At 31.3% G+C, this 6,822-nt stretch carries 7 protein-coding genes; 4 read left to right on the forward strand and 3 right to left on the reverse strand.

Going from position 1 to position 6,822, the window contains the following annotated elements:
- Positions 1 to 222: FeoB small GTPase domain-containing protein (locus QZ286_RS09380; protein ID WP_291255017.1), on the reverse strand; the 222-nt coding region annotated here is incomplete at its 3' end.
- Between the two features lie 22 nt (positions 223 to 244).
- Positions 245 to 475, reverse strand: coding sequence for a FeoA family protein (locus QZ286_RS09385; protein WP_291256706.1), 231 nt, complete (start codon positions 473 to 475; stop codon positions 245 to 247).
- A gap of 173 nt (positions 476 to 648) precedes the next feature.
- On the opposite strand from QZ286_RS09385, the gene QZ286_RS09390 reads away from it, so the two are divergent.
- The 4 genes from QZ286_RS09390 (at position 649) to QZ286_RS09405 (ending at position 5,920) form a co-directional block, all read left to right on the forward strand.
- Positions 649 to 1,314 (forward strand): response regulator transcription factor, encoded by a 666-nt coding sequence (locus QZ286_RS09390; protein WP_291256707.1) that lies wholly within the window; start codon positions 649 to 651, stop codon positions 1,312 to 1,314.
- Complete coding sequence (locus QZ286_RS09395) at positions 1,314 to 2,618, forward strand: sensor histidine kinase KdpD (RefSeq protein WP_291256708.1); 1,305 nt, start codon at positions 1,314 to 1,316, stop codon at positions 2,616 to 2,618. The genes QZ286_RS09390 and QZ286_RS09395 overlap by 1 nt, the downstream gene beginning before the upstream one ends.
- A gap of 164 nt (positions 2,619 to 2,782) precedes the next feature.
- Entirely contained in the window at positions 2,783 to 4,702 is a 1,920-nt protein-coding gene (locus QZ286_RS09400) for an acyl-CoA dehydrogenase family protein (RefSeq protein ID WP_291256709.1), read from the forward strand.
- An 18-nt stretch (positions 4,703 to 4,720) separates the two neighbouring features.
- Positions 4,721 to 5,920 carry an FprA family A-type flavoprotein gene (locus QZ286_RS09405; RefSeq protein ID WP_291256710.1) on the forward strand — a complete coding sequence of 400 codons (1,200 nt, stop codon included), beginning with the start codon at positions 4,721 to 4,723 and terminating at the stop codon, positions 5,918 to 5,920.
- Between the two features lie 67 nt (positions 5,921 to 5,987).
- On the opposite strand, the gene QZ286_RS09410 is transcribed toward QZ286_RS09405, so the two are convergent.
- A partial coding sequence (locus tag QZ286_RS09410; RefSeq protein ID WP_291256711.1) for an ABC transporter ATP-binding protein occupies positions 5,988 to 6,822 on the reverse strand: 835 nt, incomplete at its 5' end.

Raw genomic sequence — 6,822 nt, forward strand, 5'->3', positions numbered from 1 at the left:
AAAGTCTCTTGTTATCTTCTCCTCTAGTGAGTATGGACTTAAACTATATACTCCTGGTAAGTCAACTAGTTGTATCTCCTCTCCCTTGTAGATAAATGTTGCTTCTTTCTTCTCTACTGTTACTCCAGGCCAGTTTCCTACTTTTAATTTTGAACCTGCAATAGCATTGATCAAAGCTGATTTTCCTACGTTTGGATTCCCTGTAAATGCTAATTTTATCATTTTCTTCTCTCCTCTATTTTAATTATTCTTCAACCTTTTCCACTTCAATATTTTTTGCATCTTCTTTTCTTATTGCTATCCCTGTACTCTTCACGATATACTCTTGTGGATCCCCTAAAGGAGCATTTCTCTCTAACTTAATAGTCTCACCAGCAGTTACTCCCATATCTACTAGTCTCTTCTTTAGTTCCCCAATTCTCCCTATTTTTATGATTCTAGCTTTCTCTCCATTTTTTAAATCACACAGTTGCATTTTTTCCTCCATATTATAAATTGTTTGTCTTGCAAATCATTTAGTTTTATAATACTATATTATTATAAAAAAATTATACATTTCATATAGAAAATTATATATTTTTTTGTTAAAATATATGTAATAATCTATTTTTAAAATATATAAAACATTTATGAAAGGATTTAAATTCAATGGTTAGAATATGTCTTATTGAAGATGAGAGTGATCTACATCAAATTTTAAAATTTTATTTGGAAAAATCAGGATTTTCAGTATACTCTTGTAAAAATATTCAAGAGAGTACAAAATATTTAAAGGAAGCTATTGATCTGTGGGTTGTAGATATAATGCTACCTGATGGAAACGGACTAGAGTTACTAAAGACTATAAAGGGCAATAACAGTAAAGCACCTGTAATTATAATATCTGCTAAAGGAGATTGTTTTGATAGAGTTACTGGATTTGAAATAGGTTGTGATGACTATATTTCAAAACCATTCCTTCCAGCTGAATTGGTTTATAGAGTGGAAAAACTACTAAAAACAACTCAGTATGAAAAAGAGGAAAACAACCTCTCTATTATTGAGATACCACCATACAAGATAGATATCACAAAAAGGGTTATCTCTCTTAATGATGATGTGCTAGAAATTACAAGTAGAGAGTATGATATTATCTGCTTCTTTATTGAGCATAAAGGACAAGCTATTTCTAGAGAGTTTTTACTTAACTCTATCTGGAGTAATGATTATTTTGGAAGTGATAGAGTTGTGGATAACTACATAAAAAATATTAGGAAAAAACTTCCATTTTTTGCAATTGAAACTATCTATGGTTTTGGGTATAGGTATAATTAATGAAGATGAGAAGTATTAAGTTTAAATTTATTATCTATGGAATTTTATTTGGTTTAATTATTATGTCAACCTCAATACTTACTGTATATTACTGGTCGTTTACATATTTTGAAAAACTCTTTGAAGACCAGATAATCTCAACACACACTCTAAATAAAAAAGAGACTCTTGGAGTTAAGAATGAATGGATACTCGGTGTATCTACAAATTCAATTGAAGTGGTTCAAGGAGTACATGGAGATGAACTGGCCACTATTATTGAGGATAGGGCACAATCTCAAAAAAAATCCAATCAATTTTATCATGAAAATCTTTCAGATAAAAAAATTCTATGTAATATAAAATTAGATACTCAAAATGGAGAAACTATCTATCAATACTCAATTATTAGAGATATTTATGCTGAGATATTCCCTAAAATCTGTCTTTACTTCATCTGTTTTACTATTTTTTTAATATTTCTTTCAATATGCTATACTAATTTTATTAGCAACAGATTGTATCAAGATATTTATAAATTAAGGGTATATACTAAAAAAATCACTAAAAAAGAGAAAATAGATGAAATTGTAATTGATAGTGAGGATAAAGAGTTGCAAAATTTAGTAAATGATCTAAAAATTCTAAAAGACACATTAGATAGAGAAGAGGCTCTTAGGCAATCTACTCTACAGTATATCTCTCATGAAATGAAGACTCCTATTATGATTATTGAAGGTTATACCTCTTCTGCTAAAGATAATCTTTTTCCGAAAGGTGATCTCAACTCTACTTTGGATACTATACTAGCTCAAGCATATAGAATTAAGCAGAAAGTTCGTGATTTAATTACAATTATAAAAGTGGAATCCAATGATTATTATTTTTCTACTGCTACTTCAGTTAATATCTATGATACTATACAGGAGATCTTAATTTTACTTAAATATAATTACTCAAATAAAAAAGTAGAACTTAATATCCCTTCAAACTATTTTATCGAGTGTGATAAGGAGCAACTAAAGATAATTTTTGAAAATTTAATAACCAATCAAATTAAATATTCTGACACTTTTTTCTCTATAACCTGTGAAAAAAAAGAGGATACACTATATATGCACTTCTTTAATGATGGAGAAAAAATAGGGGAACAGATAAAGCCATATCTATTTTCACCATTTGTTAAAGAGTATCATGGAGGAAGTGGTCTAGGTCTCTCTATTTGCAAAACAATTATTTCAAAGTTAAATGGAGATATCTATTTGGAAGACACAACTGCTGGAAACCTCTTCACTGTGGAGTTTAACTCATTTTTAGAAAAATAATTTGTACAATTTGAACGATTTTATTTTATTTTTAAATAAAATTGTTCTTTTTTTTTACAAATTATACTTGACTTTTTTAATGCACAGGAATATAATGAGTTATATAGATAACTAATCAAGTATAGATTAAATATTGTTGATAGATTAAAAGAGGGGGTCATTTTATGCTTTTTAAAACTAGTGAAATCCACGAGGAGTTACGTAAAAAGGTTAGAGAGTTTGCTGAAACAGAAGTTAAACCAATTGCTTTTTCTTTAGATCAAAATAATGAATTTCCTACTGAAGCTATTAAAAAATTTGCTGAATTGGGACTTATGGGTATACCTTATCCTAAAGAGTATGGTGGGGCAGGTATGGACACTTTAAGCTATGCTATAGCTGTTGAAGAGTTATCAAGAGTTGATGGTGGTACAGGAGTTATACTCTCAGCACATGTTTCTTTAGGTACCTATCCTATCTATGCTTTTGGAACTGAAGAACAAAAACAAAAATATCTTATCCCTTTAGCTTCTGGTGAAAAACTTGGGGCTTTTGGATTAACTGAACCAAATGCAGGAAGTGATGCAGGAGGAACTGAAACTACGGCTGAATTAGTTGGAGATCACTACATTTTAAATGGTGGTAAAATATTTATAACAAATGCTGATAAAGCTGATACATATGTTGTCTTTGCTGTTACTACTCCAGATATAGGAACAAGAGGAATAAGTGCCTTTATTGTAGAAAAAGGGTGGGAAGGATTTACATTTGGTGATCATTATGACAAGATGGGAATCCGTTCATCGTCTACTGCTGAACTAATTTTTAATAATGTTAAAGTTCCTAAAGAGAATCTTCTTGGAAAAGAGGGAGAAGGATTCAAAATTGCAATGGCTACCCTTGATGGTGGTAGAATTGGAATAGCTTCTCAAGCTCTAGGAATTGCACAAGGAGCTTATGAAAATGCTCTTGAGTATGCTAAAGAGAGAGTACAATTTGGAAAACCAATAGCTCAACAACAGATCATATCTTTCAAGTTAGCTGATATGGCAACAAAATTGAGAGCAGCTAGATTTTTAGTATATAGTGCTGCTGAATTAAAAGAGAATCACGAACCTTTCGGTATGGAATCAGCTATGGCTAAACAATATGCTTCTGATATATGTCTTGAGGTAGTTAATGATGCTTTACAAATATTTGGTGGATCTGGTTACTTAAAAGGAATGGAAGTAGAACGTGCTTATAGAGATGCTAAAATTTGTACTATCTATGAGGGAACTAATGAGATTCAAAGAGTAGTTATAGCTTCTCATATCATTGGAAAAATGCCTAAAGCTGAATCAACTAAGAAAAAAGCAAAAGGAAATGGTGGAGCAACTGGACTTCGTAAAAACATTATTTTTAAAGATGGAACTATGGAAGAAAAAGTTAATGCACTAGTTGAAAGTTTAAAAAATGATGGTTATGATTTCACTGTTGGAATACCTTTAGACACACCAATTCCTCAAGCTGAGCGTGTAGTAAGTGCTGGAAAAGGAATTGGAGCAAAAGAAAATATGAAGCTTATTGAAGATTTAGCTATTCAGGCTGGAGCTGCAATCGGGTCATCAAGACCTGTAGCTGAAACTTTAAGATACCTTCCTCTAAATCGTTATGTAGGAATGTCTGGTCAAAAATTCAACGGTAACCTTTACATTGCCTGCGGTATTTCGGGAGCAGGGCAACACTTAAAAGGAATTAAAGATGCTACTACAATAGTTGCTATCAATACAAATCCTAATGCTCCTATATTTAAAAACTCTGATTATGGAATTGTTGGAGATGTCAAGGAGATCCTTCCTCTATTGACTAAGGCTTTGGACAATGGTGAACCTAAGACTCCAGCTCCTCCTATGAAAAAAATGAAGAGAGTAGTTCCAAAACCAAGTAGACCTTCATCTTGGAAAAGATATGTATGTGGTGGTTGTGGTTATGAGTATGATCCAGCAATTGGAGATGAAGAAAACGAAATTGCTGAAGGAACACTTTTTGAAAAATTAACTGAAGAATGGATTTGTCCAGACTGTGGTGAAGAAAAAACTGCTTTTATTGAGATAGAAGATTAATCTTAGGAGGAAGATACTATGCATAACGTAAGAAAGATAACTGATGATCTATACTGGGTAGGAGGAGATGAACACCGTCTACACCTATTTGAAAATATACACCCCATATCTAGAGGAGTTTCTTATAACTCTTATCTACTTTTAGATAAAAAAACAGTCCTATTTGATACTGTGGATTGGGCAATAGGACGTCAATTTATAGAGAATATAAAATATGTTTTAAAAGATAGAAAATTAGATTATATGGTAATCAATCATATGGAACCTGACCATGCTGCAATGATACAAGAGATCATAATGCATTACCCTGAAGTAAAAGTTATTAGTTCTGAAAAAGCTTTCTATCTTATGAATCAATTTGGATTTAATGTAGATCCTGAAAAGTGTGAGACAGTTGTTGAAGGAGATACAAAATCTTTTGGTAAACATAAAATACTATTTGTAGCCGCTCCTATGGTTCACTGGCCAGAAGCTATGGTAAGTTTTGATTTAACAAATGGAGTGCTATTTAGTGCTGATGCCTTTGGAAGTTTTGGAGCTTTAGATGGAAAACTTTTCAATGATGAGGTAAATTTTGATAGAGATTGGATAGATGATGCTAGAAGATACTATACTAATATAGTTGGTAAGTATGGACCTCATGTACAAGCTCTTTTGAAAAAAGCTAGTGGTATAGATATTAAAATGATCTGTCCTCTTCATGGTCCAGTATGGAGAAATAACTTTGAGTATTTCTTGGATAAATATAATAGATGGAGTAAATATATTCCAGAAGAAAAAGGAGTTATGATCGTCTACGCTTCAATGTATGGAAATACTGAAAATGCTGCATCTGTACTAGCTACTAAACTAGTAGAAAAAGGTATGACTAATGTTCATATGTACGATGTTTCAAAAGTTCATGTTTCTGAATTAATAGCTGAAACTTTTAGATATAGTCATATTGTTCTTGCATCTGTTACTTACAACCTTGGAATCTACCCTCTAATGCATAATTATCTAATGGATATGAAAGCACTAAATGTACAAAAAAGAACTGTAGCTGTAGTTGAAAATGGTTCTTGGGCTTGTAAATCAGGTAGCTTAATGATGAAATGTTTAGAAGAGATGAAAGATATGAATATTTTAAATGAAAAAGTTACTTTAACATCATCTATGACAGATGATAACCATATTGAAATGGATAGTTTAGTTGATGCTATACTTACTTCTATGTAAAAATTAATTATTTTCTCATAAAATTATAAAAAGGTTAGTGGTATATTCACTAACCTTTTTAAATTTATTATATTACTATATTTTTCTCTGTATCTTTATCAAAAAAATGAGCTTTTTCCATATCAAAATAAAATTCATTTTCCTCTCCATAACTAACAGCTATTGATTTTGTCACATCTATTCTAGATATCAACTCAAATCCTAAAATTGAAAAATATAGAAACTCTTCATTTCCCATATGCTCCACAATGCTTACTTTTCCAGTTAAAAAATTTACCTTTGCACTATCTGCTTCAATTTTTGTTAATCTATTTCCTATATGTTCAGGTCTTATTCCTAAAACGATTTCTTTATCAACATACTTCTCCAAGACTCTACACTTTTCCTCTTGAAAAATAAGTAATCTATTGCCAACAAAGTCAAAATATAATTTTCCATCTTCTTTTATAATTTTTCCATTAATAAAATTCATTGCTGGCGAACCTATAAATCCTGCTACAAACTTATTCGCTGGTTTATTATATAGATTTAGTGGTGTATCAACCTGCATTATCTTTCCATAATTCAAGACACAGATTCTATCCCCCATTGTCATTGCCTCAACTTGATCATGAGTTACATATATCATTGTTGCTGTTTGTCCTTCAGCTTTCAACTGTTTATGTAATTGAGTTATCTTTACTCTCATTGATACTCTCAACTTTGCATCTAAGTTTGATAGCGGTTCATCAAATAGAAATAGATCTGGTTTTCTCACTATCGCCCTTCCTACTGCTACCCTCTGTCTTTGTCCTCCTGACATCTCTTTAGGTTTTCTATCTAAAAGTTGAGTTATCTCCAATTTTTCTGCTGCTTCTCTCACTCTTCTATCTATCTCATCTTTAGGTACCTTTGCCATCTTA

The sequence above is a fragment of the Fusobacterium sp. genome (assembly GCF_019012925.1).
Lineage (GTDB): Bacteria > Fusobacteriota > Fusobacteriia > Fusobacteriales > Fusobacteriaceae > Fusobacterium_A.

Coding starts and splice junctions, on each gene's coding strand:
- QZ286_RS09405 (WP_291256710.1), top strand. CDS start 4,721: ATGCATAACGTAAGAAAGATAACTGATGATCTATACTGGGTAGGAGGA.
- QZ286_RS09395 (WP_291256708.1), top strand. CDS start 1,314: ATGAAGATGAGAAGTATTAAGTTTAAATTTATTATCTATGGAATTTTA.
- QZ286_RS09390 (WP_291256707.1), top strand. CDS start 649: ATGGTTAGAATATGTCTTATTGAAGATGAGAGTGATCTACATCAAATT.
- QZ286_RS09385 (WP_291256706.1), bottom strand. CDS start 475: ATGCAACTGTGTGATTTAAAAAATGGAGAGAAAGCTAGAATCATAAAA.
- QZ286_RS09400 (WP_291256709.1), top strand. CDS start 2,783: ATGCTTTTTAAAACTAGTGAAATCCACGAGGAGTTACGTAAAAAGGTT.